Origin of the sequence: Caloramator sp. CAR-1, assembly GCF_030546345.1 — a bacterium.
In the GTDB taxonomy this organism is placed as follows: Bacteria; Bacillota; Clostridia; order Clostridiales; family Caloramatoraceae; genus Caloramator; species Caloramator australicus.
The window spans coordinates 21,130-45,991 of the sequence record NZ_JAUONW010000022.1 but is presented as its reverse complement, the minus strand read 5'-3'; the positions used below and the strand labels follow the sequence as shown (position 1 = coordinate 45,991).

The window sequence follows — 24,862 nt, the reverse complement described above, 5'->3', positions numbered from 1 at the left end:
CTTGGTAAAATTTGCTGATTTAAAAATTAATTTAAAAGCTTGTTTAAGCCATTCTTCTAAATCCCGATAGAGATTTAAATTTATCAACACAGCCAGATTTTATGGCAGCAATTGCAACAGTTAAAAGACAAATATGTCCGATTGTATTTAGATTAGTAACAGAGTTAATATTTCTAACATAAGCTTGCTCAGTATTGAGATTTTTCCATCTAGAATTGTATCTTTCTGATTCAGTTCTTAGGCTATATATTTTTTTAAAAAATATAGAATCACGATTTATAGAGGACCTATAATCAGTCCCAATGGTTATGTATTTTACACAGCCTCTGTTTTTCTTACCATTAAAGTATTTATCATGCTTACAAGGACATAAAGAGTCATCCTTGGAAGTTCTAAAAGGACAGCAAAATTTTTGCTTAATATATGAATCAAAATATTGTTTACCATCTTTATGCATAGGTAAGCCGGCATCGCAAATGACATTACCTTTTGATGTTAAATTATGTTTCTTAGTGCCACGCTTATTTAAGGCAATGAAGGCATGACCTTTAAGGGTATAACGAATGAAATCATGATTTTGCTTTGAATCATAACCTTTATCAGCAATGATGTAACTGCCTTCAAGAGGAAACCATTCATTAGTAGAAGCAAGGATTTCAGTAAGATTAGAAACCTCATTAACATCAGCGGTGGTAGTAAACTCAGCAATAGGAAGACCAGAAATAGCATCGCAAATGACATGATTTTTGTAACCCCAATAGAACTCATAGTTTTTCTTAGAGTTTACGGTTTTATCTTCAGAAAGATGAAGATTCATGGAGTTATTAGCGGTATGAACACCTAATTTACAATCTTTATCAGAAGAAGGGGGATTATTTTTAGAAAATTTGTTATTTGAAAAGGATTTAGGGTTGTTAAATTTAGTATTAGCTTTAACAGGGGTAGCATCGACGGAAATAAATTTATTATCGATAAAGCCTAAATCTTTAAGGATATTAACTTGATTTTTCATGATTTCTTTAAGAAAAGAGTTAGAAAGATTTTTAATAAATCTTCGAAAAACAGAGTAAGAAGGTAAAGGTTTAAGAATATCAAAGCCACAAAGTTTAGCAATGATTAAATTGTTTTCTAGAAAATCTTTGAGATCAGTAATTTGAGCAAATTTCTCACATTTCATAACGATGAAGGCTCTAAAGAGAGCATGGCGAGAATAACCGGTAGGACCGTATTTAGAGGGGAGCCTATCAGGTAAAGGAGATAAATCAAGATTTTCAAATAGTTTTGTATAGAAATTAATAAGTTTTTGAGAAGTAAAGAGTTCAATAATGTTAAAAATTTCTTGACGTTGATACATAGAGATTTCCTCCTTTTTGTTGCTAAGTTTATGTTGATATATAAATATAATTCGGCAAAAATGGAGGAAATCCTATGAAATATATTTGAGTGATAAAAAAAATTTAGTCCTAACGGGCTAGTAGTTTCAAGGTCTTTAAATTATGCTCAAGGCTAGAATAATTAACTTGAAGGGGTGATTAGGATGGCAAAGGAAATAATGTTCGGTGAAGAAGCAAGAAGAGCGATGCAAAGAGGCGTTGATAAGCTTGCTAACACTGTTAAGATAACTTTAGGACCAAAGGGAAGAAACGTTGTTCTTGATAAAAAATTCGGTGCACCACTTATAACAAACGATGGTGTTTCAATCGCAAGGGAAATAGAACTTCAAGACCCATATGAAAACATGGGGGCTCAACTTGTAAAGGAAGTTGCAACAAAGACTAACGATGTTGCAGGTGACGGAACAACAACAGCTACATTACTTGCTCAAGCAATAATAAGAGAAGGTTTAAAGAACGTTACAGCTGGTGCTAACCCAATGCTTGTAAGAAATGGTATCAAGAAGGCTGTTGATGTTGCAGTTGAAGAAATTAAGAAGATTTCACAACATGTAAAGGGAAGAGAAGATATAGCAAGAGTTGCTGCTATATCAGCTGCTGATGAAGAAATAGGTCAGCTTATCGCTGATGCTATGGAAAAGGTAGGCAACGAAGGAGTTATAACTGTTGAAGAATCAAAGACAATGGGAACAGAGCTTGAAGTTGTTGAAGGTATGCAATTTGATAGAGGATATATAAGCCCATACATGGTAACTGATGCTGAAAAGATGGAAGCTGTGCTTGATGATCCATATATACTTATAACTGATAAGAAGATTTCAAATATCCAAGACATTCTTCCAGTTCTTGAACAAATAGTTCAACAAGGAAGAAAGCTACTTATCATAGCTGAAGATGTTGAAGGCGAAGCTCTTGCAACACTTGTTGTTAATAAGCTAAGAGGAACATTCACTTGTGTTGCAGTTAAGGCTCCTGGATTTGGCGACAGAAGAAAAGAAATGCTTCAAGACATTGCTATCTTAACTGGTGGTCAAGTGATTTCAGAAGAACTTGGAAGAGATCTAAGAGATGCTGATATAACTATGCTCGGTAGAGCAGAAAGAGTAAAGGTTACAAAGGAAAATACTACAATAGTCAACGGAAGAGGCGACAAGGACGATATCAAGGCAAGAGTTGCTCAAATCAAGGCTCAAATTGAAGAAACTACTTCAGATTTCGATAGAGAAAAATTACAAGAAAGACTTGCAAAGCTTGCTGGTGGAGTTGCAGTTATAAAGGTTGGTGCTGCAACAGAAACAGAATTAAAGGAAAAGAAATTAAGAATAGAAGACGCTCTAAACGCTACAAAGGCAGCAGTAGAAGAAGGTATAGTTCCAGGTGGTGGAACAGCTTACATCAATGTAATTCCTGCTGTTGCTGAACTTGAAGCAAAGGAAACTGAATCTGACGTTAAGGTTGGTATCAGCATAGTGAAGAGAGCTCTTGAAGAACCATTAAGACAAATAGCAGAAAACGCTGGATACGACGGAGCTGTAGTTGTTGAAAAGGTTAAGGCAAGCGAAAGAGGAATCGGATTCGATGCTCTACATGAAAAGTATATCAACATGATAGAAGCTGGTATAGTTGACCCAACTAAGGTTACAAGATCAGCGCTTCAAAACGCTGCATCAGTTGCTGCTACATTCTTAACAACTGAAGCTGTTGTTGCAGACATCCCAGAAAAGAAGGATAACCCAATGCCAGGCGGAATGCCAGATATGTATTAATAAAAATTCCCCTCAACTTAAGGTTGAGGGGAATTTTTTATTCATCAAGTTTGAATTTACTGATCTCTTTTACCATCTCATCAGACATTTCTTTAAGGATTATTGAAGCTCCTGCAACCTCCTCTGATGATGAGTATAATTCCTCTGATGTTGCAGCTATTTCTGTTATTACAGAAGAAACATTATTTAAGCTCTCAGAAGAAGTATTTAAATTATTTAGGATATCATCTTTTTTGCTATTTACTTCTAGTGCATGTGCATATATGTTATTAATCTTAGGAATTAAATTTGAAATAGTATTTAACAGCTCTTTAAATATTTCAGTAGTATTTTTATTATATTGAATTTGATTTTGAATAGTCGTTGACATATTATTGGTGTTTTTTATTACAAGTTCATTTTCCTTTGAAATAGTATTAATTATTTCAGCTATATTTAGGGCTGATTCTTTTGATCTTTCTGCAAGCTTCCTTATTTCCTCTGCTACAACAGCAAATCCTTTTCCACTTTCACCTGCCCTTGCAGCTTCAATAGCTGCATTTAAAGCAAGAAGATTGGTTTGTTCTGCTATATTATTTATAAGGCCCAATATCTCGCTAATTTTATTGATATTTAAATTAAGGTTTTCTATACTTCTTGCAACAAATCCAAAGGAAGTATTTATTTCATCCATAGAAGCTATAAAAGAATTAATATTTTTGCTTCCGTCTTTTATTAGTGTATTTATCTTTGTAGTATCCTTTTCTATCTCTTCAATTAAAGCTACAATTTTTTGTATTTTATCGTTGAAATCCCTAGTTAAGCTAACTATTTTTTCTATGCTTTGATTTTGATTTTCCATATCATAACTTGTTGATTGCATTGAAGTTGAAACGTCTTCTGAGGCTTTTTGTAATTCCCTTGCAACATAGGATAAATTTTGAGCCTGATTATTTAAGGTTAAAAAGTTATTCTTTATACTTAATAACATGTTATTAAATGCCAACCTAAATTCATCTGTCTTTTTGATGATATCTTCTATTTCATCCTTAGTATTAGCATCTAATTTAACGGTAAGATTTCCAGATGAAAGTTCGTTTATATTTGTAAGGGCATTGTCGATTTGTAATACAACATTTTTAGAATATCTATTTATAAAAAAGATAGCAATTATAAAAACTATTATGAATATGTAGATAATAGAAGCTATTAGCTTGGAGTTAATGTATTCAAAAACTGAGACATCCATATCAGCAGCTACAATTCCAACTATTTCCCCGTTTGAATTTTTAACAGGAGCATAGGCAGAAATAAAAGTGCCCCATTTGTCTTTTATGGGAAACTTTAACACAGCTATTTTACCTTTCATAGCTAATGACATTTCCTTTTTGTAAATATATTCTTCGCCTAAGGAGGCTGCATCTTCTGTTGCACCATCAACAATAAAATAAACTTTGTCATTATCTACAAAAAGAGTATAAATAAATTTAACATCGCTATTACTTTTAGCTTTAATTAGACTATCCTTTATATCTTTAAAGTCTTTAGAATTCATATCTTTAGATTTCCAAACTTTTTGTAGTTTATCTCCATTGATCATTTTTTGTGCAAGCTCAACGGTTCCCTTTGCATTATTTTGAAGTTTTGTTAAACCTGAATATAACACAAAAAAGTAGGATATAAGCGTTAGAAATAAAAATGAGATAGAAATACTTGCTATTAGCTTTATTATGTTTTTACCAAACCTACTGATTTTCATTTTCCTCCTCCTAACATCATTAAAGCTAAAGACATTATATCATAAATAAATAATGTTATGAACAAAACAATGTCAATATTGGTCAAATATAATCATATTTTGTAACATGGCTTTAATATTTGATGATTACCTTATATTGTAAAAATAATTAAAATATAGTAAAATCATTATAGATGCATACGTTTGCACGATTTTAAAGGGGGGATTAGATGAAAAGGTTCAAACAAAGGCTAAGCATTATTCTTATATCCTTATTCTTAGTTAATTTTTTTCCTAAATTAAATCTGACTTTACAAGTTAGGGCCTCATCAAGGGTAGATGACATAGTTGCACTGGTTGGAAACTTTACTTTAGAGGGAACCAAAGTAGAAAACAATTGGAAACCCGATGATAAGAATAATTTTATGAAACCCTTTGGAAATGGAATCTATGAGGCTGTTGTGGATTTTAAAGAGGCCGGTAGCTATGAATACAAGGTTGCACTTAACAGAAGCTGGGATGAAAATTATCCGTCACAAAATAGACAGCTTAATTTAACTGAACCTAAAAGAGTTATATTTAGATTTGATAATAAAAATAAGAGAATTATCGATTCAGTAAGTGAACCGCAGGAATTTAAACTATCGGCAACATTGGTTGGAAACCTCAACGATTTTGTTGAAAATGGCCAATTTTGGAACCCTGAAGATGCCAATTTTGATTTAAGCTATGTCGGTGGAGGATTTTTTAAAGGAACCTTTAAACTTTCACCAAAGACTCAAAATACTAAGCTTGAATACAAAGTAGCCTATGACCATAAGTGGTCCAATGGTGAAGTGGGACAAAATAGGGAAGTTCAAATTACATCAGAGTCAGATGTAACTTTCCTTGCAAATCCGTACCTTAACCTTTGTGTTGATTCAATTAACAATCCGTGGATAAATACTGTAGTTTCAATTATAGGACAGATTAGAGAAGGCAATACTTGGGATGCTTCAACAAGGGGATATGAATTTGATTATTTGGACGGCGATGGAAAATTTATTTATAGAAGCTTTTTAAATGCAGGAAGTTATGAATATAAGGCTTGTGAAAACTATTCATGGGATAGCGGTGGAATACCAAGAAGCGGCAATAAGGTTTTAAACATCCCTGAAGGCGGCAAATATGTTATATTTATAGCGGATGTAAAGAATGTAGCACTATATGACAGCATTAATGACTATGACAAGGTTGCTGAAATTTTAGGATTGGAAAATCCGATAGTAAGCCCAGAAATAACTTTAGATGGTAAGGTTATATTCAGATACAAAAACGATAGGGCAGAGAGGGTTTCAGTGGCAGGAAGCTTTAATGGTTGGGATAAAAATGCAAATCCTATGATAAAGGGAAATGGACTGTGGACTTTAGTTTTAACCCTCAATCCAGGTGAATATCAGTATAAATTTGTTGTAACAGAAAATGGATATGAATATTGGGTAAATGACCCGTCAAATCCAAATGTAGTTGACGATGGATATGGCGGAAAAAATTCTAAACTTGTTGTTCCATCAAAGGTTAGTAGCCCTGTAATAGAAGGTAATAAGGTGATATTTAACTATCTAGATCTAAGCGGAAAAGCAAGGGAAGTTTACCTTGCGGGTTCTATGACAAATTGGGGAGACGGAAAACTTTTGATGACAAAAGGAGAAGACAATGTTTGGTCCATTAGCCTACAGTTAAAACCTGGTAAGTATCTTTATAAATTTATTGTTGATGGCAATTGGATGACGGACCCACAAAATCCAAGAAAGGAAGGCAATCCACCCTTTGATAACTCTGTTTTATATGTTCCAGGACTTGTTGATATAGATGTGCCCTTTGAGGTGGAACAAAATACTTCAATAAAGCTTATTGCAAAATCCATGAAGGAGGATGGTTCTTTAGAGGATTATCAAAATGTAGAGTGGTCCTTAATAGATAATCCAAATCAAATAGCATCATTAAGCGATGAAGGAGTTTTAACATTAGGACAACTTCCAGAGGGCGAAGATACAATAAAAATTAAGATATCAGCGAAGGATAAAGCTTCAAATGTTCAAGTTTCAAAGGAAGTTCAAGTTGTAAGGGAAGCTTCAGAAGTTCCAGGAGGAAGATTGGTGGTTTTAGTTGGAACCGTTCAACACCTTGTTGGTGCAAATGATTGGGATCCATCATCACAAATTACAAGGATGAAGCATATAGGAGATGGCCTTTATAAATTTACAATAAAGGATGTTCCGCCTGGAATATATGAATATAAAGTTGCTATGGGTTCCTGGAATGAAAACTACGGAAAGGATGGAGCAAGGGACGGAGCTAATATTCAGATGCAGGTTACAAAAAAGCAAGATATAACCTTCTATTATTCAGACATAAGTCATATAATAACTGATTCTACAAAATATGTTCCACTTCTTGGAGAGAATAGACCAAAGTTAGTAGGTCTTGACAAAGAATATGTTATGAAGGATTTAAGGTTAACGGGAGTATATTCAGTTTCTGTTTATCTAAGGGCAGGAACATATAGAGGAATAAGGGTTCTTTTTGGAAACGATGATTATGAATATCCAGAGATTGTTTTAAACGAAGATAGAGAAGTTACATTCAGCTACGATTATGTAACAGGTTTAATATTCAACAACGCTTCACAAAGAAATATAGACACAAGCAAAATTTATTATGATTCAAGGGATTTAAGCTTTAAAGAGCCCTTTGGTGCTGTTAAGATAGGTGAAAATCTGAAGTTTAGAATAAGAACGGGGCAGGATATTTCACAAGTTAAGCTTGTTGTATTAACTCCAAATGGTAAAGAAAGCATAGATATGACAAAAACTCTTGCAGAAGATAACTATATTTGGAGCACTAATTATACACCAAAGGAAAAGGGAATGTATCAATATTACTTTATAATTTCCAATGGTTCAGAAGTAAAGGCATTTGGTGACGATGATGGATTATATGGCAAAGGAAAGGCTGATGATTTAGGAAAGGTTTTATATTACGGGCTTAACGTATATCTTCCAGGTTTTAAAACACCGGATTGGATGAAAAATGCTGTGATATATCATATTTTCCCTGACAGATTCTATAATGGAGATAAGAAAAACGACTACTCTCAAAAATTTGCAAGGGGAAGTGTTCTTTACGAATTTTATGATGATTGGTACGCAATCCCTGAAGTTCCATCCTTAGAGGATAGAGAAGACTACAAGGGAACAAGGGGAGATAAAGAATGGTGTAACGAAATGTACGGTGGAGATATCGAAGGAGTTATAAAGAGACTAGATTATTTGAAGGCCCTTGGAGTAAATGTAATTTACTTTAATCCTATTTCTAAATCCATATCCAACCACAGATACGATGCAAGCGATTATAAGGAACTTGACCCGCTACTTGGTTCTATGGATGATTTTGTAAGACTTGCTAAGGAAGCTAAAAAGAGAGGAATTAAAATAATCCTTGATGGAGTATTAAACCATGTTTCTGATGACTCAATTTATTTTGATAGATATGGAAAATACATGACAAAAGGGAAACCCCTTGGGGCTTATCAATATTGGTCAAGGGTTTACGATTTGATGAACCTTGAGGGATTAAGTCACTTAGAGGCAGAAAAAAGAGTTCAAGAATACTTTAGAAGCATTGGAATCACTGATTTCCATTACAAAGACTGGTTTAGAATAGAAAATAGGAAGGTGGATGTTGGGAAACCAACTGAGCACTATTACTATGAAGGATGGTGGGGATTCGACTCGATGCCTGTTATTCAGGCACTTAATGGTTCTGAATATCAAGTTAAATCTTGGGCTGAAGAAGTTATTGATGGTGAAGATTCCCATACAAGATATTGGTTAAGAAAAGGTGCCAGCGGCTGGAGACTTGATGTTGCAAATGAGGTTTCGGATGAAACATGGGTTAACTTTAGAAGAGTGGTAAAGGAAGAAGGAGACAATGTAATAATAGGTGAAATATGGGATGATGCTACAAGATATCTTTTAGGAGATATGTATGATTCTGTTATGAATTATAGATTTAGAGGAACACTATTAGACTTCCTTATGGGACAAAAGGATTCAGAAAAGGCGATGGAAACGTTAGAACTAATTAGAGAACAATATCCAAGGGAAGCCTTCTATGCTATGTTTAACTTAATAGATTCCCATGATACCCAAAGGGCAATTTCTGCCTTCGATGGATATCAAAAGAGCGTTAAGGATATAGCAAATCCTCCAAGTGAAAAAGCAAAGAAACTTTTAAAGCTTGCAGCATTGATGCAGATGACTTATCCCGGTGCACCCGTTATATATTACGGAGATGAAACAGGGCAATATGGTGCAGATGACCCAGATAATAGAAGAACCTTCCCATGGGGTAAGGGTGATAGGGAACTTGTTGAGTGGTATGCAAAACTTGCAAATATAAGAAATAACTATGAGGTATTAAGAACTGGTGAAATTAAACCGATATCAGCCCATAAAGATGTTTTAGCATATGTAAGAGAAAAGGCTTCAGATAAGGCTATCATAGTTATAAACAGGGGAGATTCAAAGAGCGTGAGTTTCAATGTTCCTTATGAAAACGGAACAAAGTTTATAGACTTAATTTCAGGGCAAGAAATTATAGTTTTAAACGGAAATATCAATTTAAATTTAAATGAAAAATCAGGAGTAATATTAGTAAATAAAGTAAAGAATATAGCGATTGATGGAGAAAGTTTAAAACCTGCTTATGATCCAAGTTTTGTTCTCGAAAAAAGGATAATGCATAAAAATGATGCGGAAGAGTTCAAGCTAATCAGGTTGCTTTTGAATACAGAAAAGGAGAAGGTGTTTAGTGTAAGTGGTAAATTATCAAGGGAAGTTTTATATGCAGCTTCGTTGAATGATTTATTATTAAGTTATTGCGACAAGAATATAGAGGTAATTTACAAAGCAAAGGATATTCTAAGAAATATAAATGATTATTTTGAATTAAATATTTCAAATATTAAATCAGCTAAGCTTAATAAGATTAGAGGAAGGGATTTTATAGGATTTAACATTTCTTCAAACATTGAAACTTTATATAATACTGTATTCAAAACAAAGATAGAGATAGATAAAAAGAAATTTAATAACGCATATGTTTATTATTTTAATGGTTCTACATTTGTATATGTTCCTTCTAGAATTAAAGATAAGACTGTAGAGTTTGAAACAAAGTATTTAGGAGATTTTATAATTTTAAATAGACCTTTAGACGATTAGTATTTTTATAAAATTGAGCTAATATTTAAAAGCTTTAAAGTTCAAAGTTGAATTTAATCTTCCCTATGGCAACATTTGTTTAGTAGTTTCAATACGAAATTCAAAAGGAATTGAACTGCAAATCTTTCTAATTTTCTAATTGTAAAATATGAGCTGCCGTAATAAAGGCAGCTCATTACAATTTATTTTAATAATTTTTAGCTAGTAAGTGATAGAATTACTATAATGGGATTATTAACAGCATTTATTTAATATCCTAAAGATGCCCCACATTCCTTGTTCTATTTCCCATCTTATATTACCCGAACGGTATAAATAATCGCCTGTTAATTTATTTTTTCCTCCAGCAATTAATTCAATATTTAGTGTATTTCCAACTGATAATGCACCTTCAGCACCGATTCGATTTGAATAGGGATTATTCATTTGTTGAAGCCAATTATGACCATGAATTATAAAGGTAGTGTTTCTTGGTTTATCGGCAACAATAGCATACCTAAAAACTACTTTATCTCCTGCATGAGCTATAAAAACAGGCGTTGAAGGATCATTATGGATTTTTGAACTAAAAACTAAATGTCTATTAGGATTGTGGTGTAATCTATTTTCAAATCTTTCACATCTATAGTTAAAGGCTTTATGGCCTTGATCTTCAAAGTCAAGATGTTCTGAATGATGAACTTCTGGAATTCTATTGCCATCTTTATCAAACAGGTCAATTCCATTTTGAGCTAAGATTATAAATTCTCTAAAGGCTTCTTTATAGGCAGGGATTATTATAGCTTGCTCGCCAGAAATAGTTTTTCGTCTAGTAAAAGGATTTAAATAAATTGATCCCTGTGGTTCAATAATTAATACCCCGAATAAACCTCTGTGTCTGTGGTTTCTAATATCTCCATAACTTGATAAAATAATAGTTCCAAATTCGCCATCTGCAAAATATCTATAGGTTATACTTTCATTTGGGCCTATTGTCTGATCATAGTTAAAACCAACTGTTGCACCGTCAGAACCACGCACATCATATTTTAGCATTTGAGCATGGATAGAAACCCTGTTTGATGGTGGAAAAGGTACCTCAACAGGAACGTGCGGGTATTCGGTTTCTGCTATGGTTTCTGGAAGTAAGTTTGTAAGCTTAATTTCGATACATTCACCTGCATTTGCTCTTATTATAAGAGGTTTTGGACAAATTTTGTCATTCAAAACTTTTTTCAGATTTTCTTTAAGAACAAATAATAATCCATTTGGGTCGTTATCGCCAAATTTATTGTATATAATTTTCTTTTGGACAGCATAAACTTCAAATCTCCTAATTTTTGAATATGATTTACATGGCATACCTGGATCTTCAGCCTTTGGAGGTGGAGAACCTGTTGGTGTGGGGAATGGTTTACTTCTTTCAGGTGGTGCTGGTCTATCTTTTAATGGCAGCAAATGCGGCATAATAGCTCCATATACCCTTAAAATACCCCAAAGACCAAGCCATAAATCGTCAAGCCCGGCGAAATAATATAATACATCCTGATCATCCTCAGCTTCAGCTATAAATTCAATATTAAACGCTTCTGAAATACCTATTACCTGTGAGCAAACTAAAGGTGATTTGGGATTGGTTATTTCCTTGTGCCATTTGTATCTGTGGAGATTGAAAACATGCTGTTCTTCATGCGCCCCATCTAAAAGCCTTATTCTTATCCTATCTCCAGAATAGCACTCAAGTAGTGGGGTTTCTGGGTCACCATGGAGAAAAGAACTGAATACATAAGCAGGCTCGCCTGGCCTGAACTGAAGCGGTGCACATTTATAGTTTATTCCCATAACTCCTGGGTCCTCGTGAGAATCAGGGAAGGGTGGAGGATTTATTTCTTTATTATTGTTGTCAAATAATAGAGCAAAATCATGAACAAACAATGAAAATTCTCTAAAACTACCATGTGGTGTTTCAACAATAGCTTTTGTTCCACTCTTGATTGGAAGCCCGGTATACGGCGAAATATATTTTGAACCTGCGGGTTCAACAATTAGCGAGGCAAATAATCCATGCTGCTGATGAGTGTTTGCAAACAAGTGATCATGAAAAAAACAGGCATGAAGTTCTTCATCGGCATACCATCTATAAATGATAGTTTCACCAGGCCTTACTCCGCTTGAATAATTCCAGCCATTGCCACCTCCATCGGAGCACAACACATCAAATTTTACTAAGTGAACATGGCAAGTACACTGGGTGGTTGCGTGAACTGTTTGAAATAAATTCCCTCCAATAGTTAATGGCAATTTGTTAGTAAATTTAATTTCAACGCAATCACCTGCATTTACTCTAATTACGAGGGGCTCAGGTTCCTTTATTCCATTTAATATATCCTGTTCGTCCTCAGCAAGACAATATATCCTCCCAAATGGATCATGCCAGTTTTGATTATTGTATTTAATAGGCACTTCTATAGCTACAATCTCAAATGTTTTTACAGGTGCATTAGGCGGACATGGATTTGCAAAGGCTGCTCCGGGTACAGCATTAGGATGGAAAGTATTTATCTCAAGCTGAGTTGGAGCTCTTCCGCCGATTATTCCAAGTGGAGGTTCAGGTGCTTTTTGGCCGACTACTCCTGGTATAAACAATGGGAAACCTGGCCTTTGTGGAGTAGGCAAAGGTGGAGGAGTCCTGTCTGGAAGGGGTTTTAAGCTTTTTATTTTTGTTCCATCTGGGTAAAACCTTGTTCCATCTTCAAGAACGTCGTGAACTCTGAAAAGTCCCCACATACCTGCTTCAAAATGGGGATATAAATGACAGTGAAATATAATATCACCGAATGTTTTTTGCAAACTTCCTGCACCATATAAGGGGACTACTGTATAACATTGCTGAGGTCCAATTGAAATTGAGTCAATTATGGTGGAATTAGGATCGTCAGGATTTAACCTCCATTGATGAACATGGAAGTGAAATACATGGGTTTCTTTAACACCAGCGTTAATTAACCTTATTTTTACCGGATCACCTATATAAGCATGTAGAACAAGAGAAGGATCTCCCCATACCCAGGAGGAATGCATGCAGTCTTCTCCGATGCAATCGGTTGAAGGCTCTGGCATTCTGTTTCTCATAGGTTCCGAACGATAGTTTATTGAATGGGTGTCTTCCTCATGCCCAGTCATTGGATTTATAGGGGGTAAACCTTGATTGTTAAGAACTGGTGCTTCATCATGGAAAAATAGCACATATTCTCTAAACGAATTTTTATATTTATGGTGAATATCTGCATATAATCCCGATTTTATTTCCTCACCTGTTTCAGGATGAGTCCAATATGAGCCCTCTTCTTCAACAATTAAAGCGCCAAACAATCCATGGACGCTGCTTCCTGTTTCATCTGCAAATGGATTCCCAAGGTCGCTAAAAAAATATATTCCCTGTCTTTCGGCATAAAACTTGTAAGTTATTTTCTGATTAGGCTGTGCAACCGATGGAGGATTAAAACCCGCATTCGCCCCATCTGAAGTTACATCATAGTGCAATCCCTGTATATGAATAGAAGCAGGAAAATCAAGTTTGTTATGAAAATTTATTATCACTATTTCTCCTTCATTTGCCCTAATTACAAGTGGAGAAACTAAATCAACAGGTGTATTTGGGTTGTTTTCAATTTGATTTAATATATTTTCTTCATCTTCTGCAAGAACGTATAAAAGACCGTTAGGGTCATGGTCACCGTATCTATTATATACTATCTTTGTCTTAATTGCATTTATATTATATATTCGCATGTTAGAGTTCAATAAATTACAGAAATCGCTAATCATATGATTATCCCCCCCTTTAATATATTATATGTCATCATATCGTAATGTGTTATTTTTTGTGTTTGTTTTTGTCGAAAAAAATAATAAATGTATAGGGTGTCTCCTTCCGGAAACACCCTATACATCATCTTGAATATCTCAATGTTAACCTTATTATTCTTCTTACTAACCTTCTTGCTACCGGCATTGGGATTCCATAGGCCCTTAAGATTGCAAATATTTGAGGATCGTTTTTCTCAATCTTGTTTAAAATCTCCTCAACAGAAACTCTGTCTTCTTCCCTATCTTCATAACCATCTTCATCATCCATATCTATAAGCATAGGCATCATTTGCATCATTGACGTCCCCATCATAGGCATGTGCATCATCGGCATTTGCATCATATAAGGCATGCTTTGCATTTTTTCCATTCCCATCATTGGCATCATATAGTGATAAAAAGGACACATAAACATGTGATGATACATAAACTCCCTCCATCTATATTGATTAGTCTAATAAATCCTTAAAATTAGTAAATAATTCAAACATATATCTTTGTTCATGTGTAATGTGCTCTAATAGTTCTTGCCATACAGCATCGTCTTTTCCGTATTGTTTAATTTCTGGAAGAAGCATTAAGAAATGTCCATCATGAAGTAAAAATTCATCTATGAGACTTTTTACGTCAAGATAAACTAGAGGGGTGATGTGGGACTTCCCCTTTATTGCTTCGGCTTTTTTCATTATTGGCTTAAACATTTCACTAATTTCGTCTAATCTTCGGTTTAGGGATTCTGGAAGATTTTTTCTTGTGAGGGAAGCGACCGTTTTAATAAATATGGGGTGTTCACTTGAAATTTCGCTCCATAGCAAGATTTCATTTACAACGCAGGTTAGATTTGTAAAATAGCATTTGCAATACAACGTATCACCTTTATTTAATTATTACTCACAATAAATAATATATGTAAATAATTTAAAATGGTGATTAGTATTTAATAAATATAAATTATTTTTACCTTCTTACTTTGTAACATCAAGCATATAAGAACTATATTATATTAATGTAAGTATTAATTTGGGGGTTTTTACTTTGTATTGTCCATACTTTTGGATGTGGCAGTATTGGAGGGAATATGAAGATTATGATGAGAACTACAGGGATGATGATTTGGAATTGGAATACGAAGAGGATGAATTAGTAAGGCAAATTACTCAAGAGGTAAATAGAATAATGAGGCTTGTTGATACAGAATTTGCAAATGTATATGCTGAGCTAAGAAGATATGGAATGTCAAGGAATATTACTCGACTTTTATTCAGGGCAATTGTTAACTACGTTGTAAGAAATGCTGAAAACTATACAGGAAATATTAATCAAAAGACGGATGCATTATTCACAAGCTTAAGAAGAGATATGCCTTGGATTTTTGCAACATTTATAGGTTTTAGAGTTCCAACCCGTAGGACAAATGAAATAATTAGAGATCTTATAAAATTTACTTTGGAAAATATGAAGGGACAAACACCATCAGGATGGAGCCGCTGGGAAAGCCTTGGTGGAATTTTAACCTCTGGACCAGGTGCTGCATCCTGGGGACCAAACAGAATAGATGTTTTTGCAAGGGGGACAAATAATGCTCTATGGCATAAATGGTGGGACGGGAGAAGATGGAATAACTGGGAGGACCTTGGAGGAATTTTAACATCAAGTCCGGATGCAGTATCCTGGGGACCAAACAGGATAGATGTATTTGTAAGGGGAACGGATAATGCCCTTTATCATAAATGGTGGGATGGTTCTAGATGGAGTGACTGGGAAAACCTTGGAGGAGTATTAACGTCAGCACCAGCTGCAGCATCATGGGGAAGAAATAGGATAGACGTATTTGTAAGGGGAACGGATAATGCCCTTTATCATAAATGGTGGGATGGTTCTAGATGGAGTGACTGGGAAAACCTTGGAGGAGTATTAACGTCAGCACCAGCCGCAGTATCCTGGGGACCGAACAGAATAGATGTATTTGCAAGGGGTACAAATAATGCTCTATGGCATAAATGGTGGGACGGGAGAAGATGGAGCGAATGGGAGGACCTTGGAGGAGTATTGACATCAGATCCAGCAGCTTCTTCTTGGGGACCGAACAGAATAGACGTATTTGCAAGGGGAACAAACAATGCCCTATGGCATAAATGGTGGGACGGAAGAAGATGGAGTGATTGGATGGACCTTGGAGGGCAATTGACTTCAGAACCGGCAGCAGTATCCTGGGGACCAAATAGAATTGATGTATTTGCAAGGGGTACTGATAATGCCCTTTGGCATATATATAGGGGGTAAAAGGAAAATCTTGTGGGGGCATGTCTCCCACAAGATTGATGTTAAAGCCTTAAGGGGGAAACATAATGGTTAGGGAATTCATTAAATATATTGGGCCGGGACTTCTAATAACTGTAGGATTTATAGACCCTGGCAATTGGGCATCAAATGTTGCGGCAGGTTCTCAATATGGCTATAGGCTTTTATGGATGGTTACTTTATCTACTTTGATGCTTATTGTGCTGCAGCATACAGCTGCAAGACTTGGAATTATTACTGGAAAGAGCCTATCTGAAGCTGCAACCTCTTATACTAAACCTATTATAAGCAAATTAATTTTGTCAAGTGCCTATTTTGCTTCAATATCTACAGCCCTTGCAGAAATTTTAGGTGGAGCTATAGCCCTTTATATGCTCTTTTCTATTCCAATTAAATTGGCTGCAGTTTTAATATCAACCTTTTCATTATTTATGATATGGACTAACTCCTATAATAAAATAGAGAAATGGATAATATGCTTTGTTTCGATTATTGGTTTTTGCTTTGTGTTTGAACTTGCTCTTGTAGATGTTGAATGGGGGAAGGCTATTTTTAGTTCAACTGTTCCCGCTATTCCTAAGGGATCAATGCCTATAATAATGAGCGTTTTAGGCGCTGTTGTAATGCCCCATAATATTTTTTTGCACTCAGAAATAATTCAAAACAAACATTTTGACAGGACGGATGAAATTAAGTTAAAAAGGCAAGTAAGGTTTGAATTTTTAGATACTCTTTTTTCTATGATAATAGGCTGGGGAATAAACAGTGCAATGATAATAGTTGCAGCTGCTACCTTTTATAAAAACGGGATAATAGTTCAAGAACTTCAACAGGCACAAATCCTCTTAAGACCAATCCTTGGTAACTTAGCATCCTTTGTTTTTGCCCTTGCTCTTTTGTTTTCGGGAATTTCCTCAAGCATTACGGCAGGGATTTCTGGAGGGGTAATTTATTCAGGAATCTATAACAAAACCTATGATATAAAAGATAAAGAAACAAAAATAGGTATAACTATGACTATAATCTGTGCACTTTTAATAATTATGTTAATCAGCGATACCTTTAAAGGCCTTTTAATATCTCAGATAGTTTTAAGCATTCAGCTTCCCTTTACAATTTTTCTTTTAATATATTTAACAAGTTCTAAATATGTTATGGGTAAATTTAAAAATGATTTAAAAACAAATATTTTGCTATGGATTATAGGGATTGTCGTAACCCTTCTTAATGTTCTTTTATTACTAAAACAATAGGGCTACCTCGAATATGAGATAGCCCTTTAAATTATCTTCCTTCAAATGCCCTAATATAGATTTCCTTTATTTCGCTGATTAAAGGATATCTTGGGTTAGCTCCTGTGCACTGATCATCAAAGGCTTGTTCTGCAAGTTCATCAAGTTGTGCATAGAACTTCTTTTCAGATACTCCGGCTTCTTTAATTGATTTTGGAATACCTACCTTTTCCTTTAAATCTTCTATTGCCTTTATTAATAGTTCAACCTTTTCATCTTCATCTTTTCCACCCAGTCTTAGATAGTCTGCAATTTGTGCGTATCTCCATTTTGTATTTGGGTATTTGTATTGTGGGAAGGCAGTTTGCTTTCTTGGGTTATCTACTGCATTGAATCTTATAACTTCGCTTATCAAAAGTCCATTTGCAACGCCGTGTGGAATATTGAAGGCAGCACCGAGTTTATGGGCCATAGAGTGGCATATTCCAAGGAAGGCATTTGCAAAGGCCATTCCTGCTATTGTTGAAGCGTAAGCCATCTTTTCCCTTGCCTTTTGATTTTTAGCACCTTCATTGTAAGCTGCTGGTAGATATTTAAATATTAGCCTTATCGCTTCAAGGGCAAGTCCATTAGTAAATTCAGATGCAAGAACAGAAACATAGGATTCTATTGCATGGGTTAGGGCATCTATACCTGACGCTGCAGTAAGTCCCTTTGGCATATTCATCATAAGCTCAGGATCAACGATGGCCATATCAGGTGTTAATTCGTAGTCAGCAAGTGGGTATTTGATTCCAGTTTTTTCATCTGTTATAACGGCAAATGGTGTCACTTCAGATCCTGTTCCAGCTGTTGTTGGGATAGTAACCATCATGGCCTTTTTACCTAGTTCAGGGAATCTATAGATTCTTTTTCTAATATCCATAAATCTTAAAGCAAGGTCCTCAAATCTAACTTCAGGATGTTCATACATTACCCACATAATCTTTGCAGCATCCATTGGTGAGCCTCCACCAAGGGCTATTATAACATCAGGAGAGAAAGATTTCATAAGCTCAGCACCCTTTTTAGCACAAGATAATGTTGGGTCTGGTTCAACTTCAAAGAATACGCTGTGCTGAATTCCAAGCTCATCTAATAAATCGGTGACTTTATTTGTAAACCCAAGATCAAACAATACCTTATCAGTTACAATGAAGGCCTTTTTCTTGTTCATATCCCTTAATTCCTTAAGGGCTGTTGAAAGACTTCCATATTTAAAGTAAATTTTTTCAGGAACTCTAAACCAGAGCATATTTTCTCTCCTCTCAGCTACGTTTTTGATGTTCAATAGATGTTTAACCCCTACATTTTCTGAAACTGAGTTTCCGCCCCAGGAACCGCAGCCAAGAGTTAGAGAAGGCTCTAATCTAAAGTTATATATATCACCAATTGCCCCTTGTGATGATGGCATGTTTATTATTATTCTTCCTGTTTTCATAGCAGCGCTGAACTTTTCAACTCTATCCTTGCACTTTATTGTATCTGTGTAAAGAACGGATGTATGACCAAACCCACCGTGTTTTACAAGCTCAACAGCAAGGTTTAGAGCTTCATCAAAGCTTTTTGCTCTATACATTGCAAGGATTGGTGATAATTTTTCAAAGGAGAAGGGTTCAGAAAGTCCAACGTTTTCAACTTCACCGATGATTATTCTTGTATTTTCAGGGATTGTAATTCCTGCCATTTCAGCGATTCTTTGGGGGTTTTGTCCAACTATTTTTGCGTTTATAGAGCCATTTACAAGAATTATTTTTCTTACCTTATCTATTTCATCATCCTTTAAGAAATAGGAACCTCTCTCCATGAATTCCTTTTTAACTTCATCGTAAACTTCATCTAAAACTATAACAGCCTGTTCTGATGCACATATAACTCCGTTGTCAAAGCTTTTTGAAAGAATAATTGAGTTTACTGCCATCTTTATATGAGCTGTTTCATCTATAATGGCTGGTGTATTTCCTGAACCAACACCTATAGCTGGTTTTCCAGATGAGTAGGCTGCCTTTACCATTCCAGGACCGCCGGTAGCAAGGATAAAGTCGCATTGGCTCATAAGAAGCTGTGAAAGTTCAACAGAAGGCTCGTCTATCCAAGCGATGATGTTTTCAGGAGCTCCTGCCTTAACAGCGGCCTTTAAAATTATTCTTGCGGCCTCTATTGTTGAATTTTTAGCCCTTGGGTGTGGGGAGAATATTATACCGTTTCTTGTTTTTAGCGCAAGGAGGGCTTTAAATATAGCTGTTGATGTTGGGTTTGTTGTAGGAACAATTGCTGCTATAACGCCAATTGGTTCTGCGATTTTAACAATACCTGAAGATTCATCCTTTTCAATAACTCCACAGGTCTTATCATCCTTGTATTTGTTGTATATATATTCTGAAGCAAAGTGGTTTTTAATAACCTTATCTTCGACGATCCCCATTCCTGTCTCTTCAACGGCCATTTTTGCAAGATAAATTCTTGCCTCATTTGCAGCCATTGCAGCTGCTCTGAAAATCTCGTCAACCTTTTCCTGTGGGAAAGTTGCATATATTTCTTGAGCTTTTCTCACCTCGCTGATTTTTTGCATTAATTCGTCGTTGTTCGTAATTAACATACAAAACACCTCTCTTTGATATAAAATTAACAAACAACATTATAAAAAATAGTATTTTCTTTATAGATAAAGGTTTTATTGATATAATAGATGATTAAAATGCTTGATAATATTTAGCTGTCAATGTTCTTTTTAATTGTTATTTATTTCACAATTTAATTATAATATTTTGTGAGCAAAAAATCAATAGTTTTTGATAAAATTTTAACAAGTTATATTTTTATACTGTATTTTCTTTTCACTTGTAAAAATTATCAATTAAACTATAATAAAAGTATGAATATGTTTTAGGGGTTGGTTATATGCTACCGGAGGCAAGAAAATACTCTTATCAAGAATTTTTAGAGTTAACTAAGGATAAAAGAGCCGAATTTATAGATGGACAAATTTATCTTTGGGCATCACCATCTACAGAACATCAAAGAACAGTAGGAAGGCTTTTTGCAAAGTTTTTAGAGTATTTTGAAGATAAAGGGTGTGAACCTTTTGTTGCTCCCTATGACGTTATATTTGAAAATGAAAATACAGGAGAAAAACACGTTGTTCAACCTGATATTACAGTGATTTGCGACAAGAGCAAAATAACAGCAGAAAATTATAGAGGGATTCCTAAACTTATTGTTGAAGTTTTATCACCTTCGAATGCATCCCATGATTATATAAAAAAGATGGATTTATATTCGAGGTTTGGTGTAGATGAATATTGGATTGCAAGTCCTAAAGGAAAGATTGTCCAGGTTTTTGTTCTAAAGGAAGGGATGTATATAGAATATGGCACATTTTCAAAAGATGATTTTGTAGAATCGGCTTTCTTTAATGATTTAAAGATAAATCTAACAGAAATATTTGTCTAAGCCCAAAAGGGCTTTTTAATTTAAAAGGAGGTTACTTATGGATAGCTTTACAAAACTTAATGAACTTAAAAACATATTAGAGGATATGGGAGGCGTTTTAGTTGCTTTGTCTGGGGGAATAGATAGCTCCTTTTTATTGAAGGTATCTAAGGATGTATTAGGAAATAGAGCAGTAGCAGCCACAGCTATATCCTACATATACCCTTCGTGGGAAATTAATGAGGCAAGGGAATTTGCAAAGGAATTAGGTGTTGAGCATGTGGAGATTGAGTTTGATCCCTTAACGGATGTTTTAGGTTTTAAAAATAACCCAATAGATAGATGCTACATCTGTAAAAGGACTGTTTTTTCAAAGCTAATTTCCTTTGCCAACGAAGTTGGAATAGACTATGTTGTGGATGGAACTAATGCCGATGATTTAAAGGATTATAGACCAGGGCTTAGAGCAATAGAAGAGCTTAAAGTTAAAAGCCCCTTACTTATGGCAGGTCTTACAAAGGAGGATATAAGATTTTTAGCAAAGGAAATGGGACTTAAATTTTATGATAAACCCTCCTTTGCTTGCCTTGCAACAAGGATTCCCTATGGGGATGAGATAAACAAAATAAAACTAAAGATGATTGATGATGCTGAAGTTTTTCTAATAAACAAGGGTTTTAAAAATGTAAGGGTAAGATGTCATGGGAATATTGCAAGGATAGAAGTTTCAAAGAATGATTTTAAAAAGTTTTTTAGTATGGAACTTATAGATGAAGTTGAAAAAAAGCTAAAGGAAATAGGCTTTAAATATGTATCATTAGATCTTACGGGTTATAAAACAGGAAGTTTAAATTTGGGGGTAAAGTAATGGACAGGAATACGCTAAAGGAGATACTAACTAAAGTTAAAGAAGGGGAGCTGGATGTAGAGAAGGCTCTTGATGCATTAAAGGATGTTCCCTTTAAGGATTTAGACTTTGCAAAGCTTGATTACCATAGGGGCATAAGGGTTGGTTATCCAGAGGTTGTTTTTACTGAAGGTAAAGATATTAATCATTTGAGGGGAATTCTTTTAGATATGATAAACAGAGATGCCAATGTCCTTGCAACAAGGATGTCAAAGGAGGTTTATGAAAGAGTAAAGGATATTTCCAAAAACATGGTATACCATGAGATTGCAAGGATACTCATAGTAAATCCAAAGGATGTTGAAAAGGTAGGTAAGGTTGCTGTTGTTACAGGGGGAACGGCAGATATCCCTGTGGCAGAAGAGGCAGCAGTAACCCTTGAGGCCTTTGGAAATAATGTTGTAAGGATTTTTGATGTTGGGGTTGCAGGAATACATAGATTGTTTTCTAATATGGATAAAATTAAGGGATCGAGCTGCATTGTTGCAGTTGCTGGAATGGAGGGTGCCCTTCCTTCCGTCCTTGCTGGACTTGTGGATGTTCCTGTTATTGCTGTCCCAACAAGCGTAGGATATGGGGCAAATTTTAAGGGGCTTTCTGCTCTTTTAACTATGCTAAACTCTTGTGCTGCTGGTATTTCCGTTGTTAATATCGACAACGGATTTGGTGCAGGATATATCGCTTCTATGATAAACAAAGGATTTTTTAGAAACGGAGTGGTAAAATGATACTTTATTTTGACTGCTTTTCAGGAATTAGCGGTGATATGGCTGTAGGTGCTCTTTTAGATCTTGGCGTTCCTAAGGACTATTTAATTGAGAATTTAAAAAGTTTGAATATAGATGAAGAATATCAAATAGAAATTAGAAAGAGCAATAAAAACGGCATAGAAGGAACGGACTTTTATGTTTTTTTAAAAGAGGAAAATATCCATCATCATGAAAGAAATTTAAAGGATATAATAAGCATTATAGATAAAAGCAGGATTACAGATGGTGCTAAAAATATTGCGAAAAAGATTTTCAATATAATAGCAGAGGCGGAGGCAAAGGTCCACGGAAAAAGCATAGATGAGGTTCATTTCCATGAGGTTGGAGCGGTGGATTCGATAATTGACATTGTTGGAGTTGCTGTTTGTATAGATTATTTAAAACCTGATAAAATAATTTCTTCATATGTAAATACAGGAAGCGGATTCGTAAAATGCCAGCACGGGATTTTACCTGTTCCGGCACCGGCAACCATGAATATTTTAAAGGATGTTCCTATTTATTCTGATGAAAGAAAATTTGAGCTTACAACTCCAACGGGAGCAGCTATTTTAAAGGGGCTTTGCACAGAGTTTGTTGAGGGAATTAACATGAAGATAAGGGCAGTGGGGTATGGTTGTGGTAAAAAGAACACAGAAAAGCCTAATGTTTTAAGGATTGTCCTTGGTGAGGAGGATAAGGAGGAAGTTGTTCTACTTGAAACTACAATAGATGATATGAATCCTCAGTTTTACGGATATGTTATGGATAAACTATTTGAAAAGGGTGCCCTCGATGTTTATCTTACTCCCGTTTATATGAAAAAAAATAGGCCTGGAATTGTAATATCAGTTCTTGTCCATGAAAACAAGGAAAAATCCATAATTGAGGTTCTATTTAAAGAAACAACGACAATAGGAATAAGAAAATTTAAAATAAAAAGATATGAACTTCAAAGGGAAATCAAAAGGGTGGAGACGGAATTTGGTAAAGTTGATTTTAAAATTTCAAAATACGAAGGTGAAATTGTAAACATATCCCCTGAATTTGAGGATTTAAAAAGGATTTCAATGGAGAAGGGGCTCCCTTTGAAGGATGTTTATAATTTTGTAAGGAGAACCAAGCTTTAGGGGTTGATTTAATGATATCTATAGAGGATAAAATTCCTGCTTTAGTTAATTATTTTAATGATGATAAGAGAATAATTGCCGTTTATATAATAGGTTCATATGGAACGGAATACCAAAGGGAAGATAGCGATATAGACTTTGCTGTTTTATTTGAAGATGACATTGATTTTATAGAAGAAACAAAGATAGCTTGTAAAATTACAGAAATATTAAAATTTGATAATGTAGATATTGTAAACCTAAATAAGGCTCCCTTGACACTTCAAGTTAAAGCAATTAATGAGGGAAGAGAAATTTATGTTGCTGATTCTATAAAGCTTAGCGATTTTATTGAACTAGTTTATAAAAAATACAGAGATGCAAAATATTTTATTGATTCCTTTAACAGAGATTTCTTTTCAAATTTTAAAAATAGAGGTGTTAACGGATGATTTTAAATATAGATTATGACAAAGTTAGGAATAAGCTTTTGTTTATCCAGGAAAACCTTAAAAAGCTTGAGGAGCTAAGGAATTTTACAAAGGAAGAATTTTTAAATGATTTTAGGAATGTTGATAGTGCAAAGTATCTTTTACAAACATCTATTGAGGCAATGCTTGACATTGCAAACCATATTATTGCAAGAAATAGATGGGGGAAGGTTGAAAGTAATAGAGATTCTTTTGAAATACTGTATCAAAATAGAATTATTGACAAAAACGACATTGAAACTTATTTCTTAATGGCAAAGTTTAGAAATAGGATAGTTCATATGTATATAGAAGTGGATAACGAAACAATTTATAATGTTTTGCAAAACAATCTTAAGGATATAAAAAGATTTGTAGATACAATATCAATGAATATATAAATTTTTGTATCTGATCCTTGACGCAACGTTTTTTTAATAATATAATACTAAAAAACGATATATTTTGACATTACCTGCTCATATAATCCAAGGAATATGGCCTTGGAGTCTCTACCGGGTGGCCGTAAACTACCCGACTATGAGTAAGGCTTAATATGCTTTTTTTGGCATACTACGCTTTACTCGTAGTATGCCTTTTTGGTTTATGTAAATAATAATTAAAAACCAT

Annotated in this window: 17 protein-coding genes and 1 riboswitch; of the genes, 10 read left to right on the top strand and 7 right to left on the bottom strand. The window is 34.6% G+C overall.

From position 1 onward, the window contains the following. Positions 1 to 43 precede the first annotated feature (43 nt). Positions 44 to 1,354: a transposase gene (locus tag Q3V94_RS06890; RefSeq protein WP_303526280.1), complete on the bottom strand. Its 1,311-nt coding sequence runs from the start codon at positions 1,352 to 1,354 to the stop codon at positions 44 to 46. A 183-nt stretch (positions 1,355 to 1,537) separates the two neighbouring features. Here Q3V94_RS06890 and groL point away from each other — a divergent pair, with 183 nt between their 5' ends. Further along, the gene (groL, locus tag Q3V94_RS06885; RefSeq protein ID WP_303526278.1) at positions 1,538 to 3,160 is read left to right on the top strand and encodes a chaperonin GroEL; all 1,623 of its coding nucleotides are present in this window, start codon (positions 1,538 to 1,540) and stop codon (positions 3,158 to 3,160) included. 37 nt (positions 3,161 to 3,197) lie between these two features. On the opposite strand, the gene Q3V94_RS06880 is transcribed toward groL, so the two are convergent. Next, positions 3,198 to 4,898: a methyl-accepting chemotaxis protein gene (locus Q3V94_RS06880; RefSeq protein ID WP_303526275.1), complete on the bottom strand. Its 1,701-nt coding sequence runs from the start codon at positions 4,896 to 4,898 to the stop codon at positions 3,198 to 3,200. A gap of 209 nt (positions 4,899 to 5,107) precedes the next feature. Here Q3V94_RS06880 and Q3V94_RS06875 point away from each other — a divergent pair, with 209 nt between their 5' ends. Then, entirely contained in the window at positions 5,108 to 10,144 is a 5,037-nt protein-coding gene (locus Q3V94_RS06875; RefSeq protein ID WP_303526273.1) for an alpha-amylase family glycosyl hydrolase, read from the top strand. 234 nt (positions 10,145 to 10,378) lie between these two features. On the opposite strand, the gene Q3V94_RS06870 is transcribed toward Q3V94_RS06875, so the two are convergent. The 4 genes from Q3V94_RS06870 to Q3V94_RS06855 form a co-directional block, all read right to left on the bottom strand. Further along, positions 10,379 to 13,951 carry a multicopper oxidase domain-containing protein gene (locus Q3V94_RS06870; protein ID WP_303526271.1) on the bottom strand — a complete coding sequence of 1,191 codons (3,573 nt, stop codon included), beginning with the start codon at positions 13,949 to 13,951 and terminating at the stop codon, positions 10,379 to 10,381. 124 nt (positions 13,952 to 14,075) lie between these two features. Next, positions 14,076 to 14,291 carry a hypothetical protein gene (locus tag Q3V94_RS06865; RefSeq protein ID WP_303526269.1) on the bottom strand — a complete coding sequence of 72 codons (216 nt, stop codon included), beginning with the start codon at positions 14,289 to 14,291 and terminating at the stop codon, positions 14,076 to 14,078. Further along, positions 14,254 to 14,433: a hypothetical protein gene (locus Q3V94_RS06860; protein ID WP_303526267.1), complete on the bottom strand. Its 180-nt coding sequence runs from the start codon at positions 14,431 to 14,433 to the stop codon at positions 14,254 to 14,256. Before Q3V94_RS06860 ends, Q3V94_RS06865 begins: the two co-directional genes overlap by 38 nt. Before the next feature lie 9 nt (positions 14,434 to 14,442). Then, positions 14,443 to 14,859, bottom strand: a complete 417-nt coding sequence (locus Q3V94_RS06855; protein WP_040305796.1) for a DUF2935 domain-containing protein — start codon at positions 14,857 to 14,859, stop codon at positions 14,443 to 14,445. A 190-nt stretch (positions 14,860 to 15,049) separates the two neighbouring features. Here Q3V94_RS06855 and Q3V94_RS06850 point away from each other — a divergent pair, with 190 nt between their 5' ends. After that, positions 15,050 to 16,276, top strand: coding sequence for a sialidase (locus Q3V94_RS06850; protein ID WP_303526261.1), 1,227 nt, complete (start codon positions 15,050 to 15,052; stop codon positions 16,274 to 16,276). Positions 16,277 to 16,341: 65 nt separating this feature from the next. Beyond that, a complete protein-coding gene (locus Q3V94_RS06845; RefSeq protein ID WP_008907975.1) occupies positions 16,342 to 17,547 on the top strand; it encodes an Nramp family divalent metal transporter in 1,206 nt (401 codons plus the stop codon). Positions 17,548 to 17,578: 31 nt separating this feature from the next. Here Q3V94_RS06845 and adhE read toward each other — a convergent pair whose 3' ends face one another. Next, the gene (gene adhE, locus Q3V94_RS06840; RefSeq protein WP_303526257.1) at positions 17,579 to 20,164 is read right to left on the bottom strand and encodes a bifunctional acetaldehyde-CoA/alcohol dehydrogenase; all 2,586 of its coding nucleotides are present in this window, start codon (positions 20,162 to 20,164) and stop codon (positions 17,579 to 17,581) included. A gap of 302 nt (positions 20,165 to 20,466) precedes the next feature. Between adhE and Q3V94_RS06835 the strand changes: the two genes are divergently transcribed. Genes Q3V94_RS06835 through Q3V94_RS06810 form a run of 6 tightly spaced genes read left to right on the top strand, consistent with a single transcriptional unit; the run spans position 20,467 to position 24,633 of the window. Next, positions 20,467 to 21,018: a Uma2 family endonuclease gene (locus Q3V94_RS06835; protein WP_008908440.1), complete on the top strand. Its 552-nt coding sequence runs from the start codon at positions 20,467 to 20,469 to the stop codon at positions 21,016 to 21,018. Positions 21,019 to 21,055: 37 nt separating this feature from the next. Continuing rightward, complete coding sequence (gene larE, locus Q3V94_RS06830; RefSeq protein ID WP_303526255.1) at positions 21,056 to 21,865, top strand: ATP-dependent sacrificial sulfur transferase LarE; 810 nt, start codon at positions 21,056 to 21,058, stop codon at positions 21,863 to 21,865. Then, positions 21,865 to 22,632, top strand: a complete 768-nt coding sequence (larB, locus tag Q3V94_RS06825; RefSeq protein WP_303526252.1) for a nickel pincer cofactor biosynthesis protein LarB — start codon at positions 21,865 to 21,867, stop codon at positions 22,630 to 22,632. The genes larE and larB overlap by 1 nt, the downstream gene beginning before the upstream one ends. Further along, a complete protein-coding gene (gene larC, locus Q3V94_RS06820; RefSeq protein WP_303526249.1) occupies positions 22,629 to 23,783 on the top strand; it encodes a nickel pincer cofactor biosynthesis protein LarC in 1,155 nt (384 codons plus the stop codon). The genes larB and larC overlap by 4 nt, the downstream gene beginning before the upstream one ends. An 11-nt stretch (positions 23,784 to 23,794) precedes the next feature. Then, positions 23,795 to 24,214, top strand: a complete 420-nt coding sequence (locus Q3V94_RS06815; RefSeq protein ID WP_303526247.1) for a nucleotidyltransferase domain-containing protein — start codon at positions 23,795 to 23,797, stop codon at positions 24,212 to 24,214. Next, positions 24,211 to 24,633, top strand: coding sequence for a DUF86 domain-containing protein (locus Q3V94_RS06810; RefSeq protein WP_274766286.1), 423 nt, complete (start codon positions 24,211 to 24,213; stop codon positions 24,631 to 24,633). Before Q3V94_RS06815 ends, Q3V94_RS06810 begins: the two co-directional genes overlap by 4 nt. 58 nt (positions 24,634 to 24,691) lie before the next feature. Further along, positions 24,692 to 24,793: riboswitch (purine riboswitch) on the top strand. Positions 24,794 to 24,862: the final 69 nt, after the last annotated feature.

What these genes read in the sequence shown, in the direction of transcription:
- larB (WP_303526252.1), top strand. Translation starts at nt 21,865, where the DNA reads ATGGACAGGAATACGCTAAAGGAGATACTAACTAAAGTTAAAGAAGGG.
- Q3V94_RS06880 (WP_303526275.1), bottom strand. Translation starts at nt 4,898, where the DNA reads ATGAAAATCAGTAGGTTTGGTAAAAACATAATAAAGCTAATAGCAAGT.
- Q3V94_RS06890 (WP_303526280.1), bottom strand. Translation starts at nt 1,354, where the DNA reads ATGTATCAACGTCAAGAAATTTTTAACATTATTGAACTCTTTACTTCT.
- Q3V94_RS06860 (WP_303526267.1), bottom strand. Translation starts at nt 14,433, where the DNA reads ATGGAGGGAGTTTATGTATCATCACATGTTTATGTGTCCTTTTTATCA.
- groL (WP_303526278.1), top strand. Translation starts at nt 1,538, where the DNA reads ATGGCAAAGGAAATAATGTTCGGTGAAGAAGCAAGAAGAGCGATGCAA.
- Q3V94_RS06875 (WP_303526273.1), top strand. Translation starts at nt 5,108, where the DNA reads ATGAAAAGGTTCAAACAAAGGCTAAGCATTATTCTTATATCCTTATTC.
- Q3V94_RS06845 (WP_008907975.1), top strand. Translation starts at nt 16,342, where the DNA reads ATGGTTAGGGAATTCATTAAATATATTGGGCCGGGACTTCTAATAACT.
- Q3V94_RS06810 (WP_274766286.1), top strand. Translation starts at nt 24,211, where the DNA reads ATGATTTTAAATATAGATTATGACAAAGTTAGGAATAAGCTTTTGTTT.
- Q3V94_RS06835 (WP_008908440.1), top strand. Translation starts at nt 20,467, where the DNA reads ATGCTACCGGAGGCAAGAAAATACTCTTATCAAGAATTTTTAGAGTTA.
- Q3V94_RS06865 (WP_303526269.1), bottom strand. Translation starts at nt 14,291, where the DNA reads ATGATGCAAATGATGCCTATGCTTATAGATATGGATGATGAAGATGGT.
- larE (WP_303526255.1), top strand. Translation starts at nt 21,056, where the DNA reads ATGGATAGCTTTACAAAACTTAATGAACTTAAAAACATATTAGAGGAT.
- Q3V94_RS06850 (WP_303526261.1), top strand. Translation starts at nt 15,050, where the DNA reads ATGTGGCAGTATTGGAGGGAATATGAAGATTATGATGAGAACTACAGG.
- Q3V94_RS06870 (WP_303526271.1), bottom strand. Translation starts at nt 13,951, where the DNA reads ATGATTAGCGATTTCTGTAATTTATTGAACTCTAACATGCGAATATAT.
- adhE (WP_303526257.1), bottom strand. Translation starts at nt 20,164, where the DNA reads ATGTTAATTACGAACAACGACGAATTAATGCAAAAAATCAGCGAGGTG.
- larC (WP_303526249.1), top strand. Translation starts at nt 22,629, where the DNA reads ATGATACTTTATTTTGACTGCTTTTCAGGAATTAGCGGTGATATGGCT.
- Q3V94_RS06815 (WP_303526247.1), top strand. Translation starts at nt 23,795, where the DNA reads ATGATATCTATAGAGGATAAAATTCCTGCTTTAGTTAATTATTTTAAT.